Here is a 531-nt window from a genome sequence, read left to right as displayed (position 1 = left end):
ACAAACTCAGGTTTGGCCGTATGACCGGTTTGGAACCCCTTTGAGCGCAAGCGAAAAGGACAAGGAATTCCAAACCCAGCAAAGATGATGAGCATTGGCAATGAGAACGATTAAGTGTCGTAAGGGCATTTGGTGGATGCCTTGGCATGCACAGGCGATGAAGGACGTGATACGCTGCGAAAAGCCGTGGGGAGCTGCGAATAAGCTTTGATCCATGGATATCCGAATGGGGAAACCCACCTTAAATGCTTAGAAAATCATTCTGGTTGTTTATGGCAACCGGAATGGTTTCTAAGCATTGTGATAAGGTATCTGCCCCTGAATAAAATAGGGGGTAAGAAGCGAACGCAGGGAACTGAAACATCTAAGTACCTGCAGGAAAGGACATCAACCGAGACTCCGCAAGTAGTGGCGAGCGAACGCGGACCAGGCCAGTGGCAATGAGGAATAAAGTGGAACCTTCTGGAAAGTTGGGCCGTAGCGGGTGATAGCCCCGTACGCGTAGAACACTCATTGTCCTAGAGTAGGGCG

The 531-nt window shown here is 49.7% G+C and carries 1 rRNA gene; it reads left to right on the top strand.

Annotated elements, in window-relative coordinates:
• Nucleotides 1-108: 108 nt before the first annotated feature.
• Nucleotides 109-531, top strand: a 23S ribosomal RNA gene (locus tag AC1D2R_RS32255); the annotation flags it as partial.

Source organism: Rhizobium sp. P1_C7 (assembly GCF_056406295.1).
Note: the sequence above shows the minus strand (reverse complement) of the source record. Positions and strands in the feature narration are given on the sequence as shown.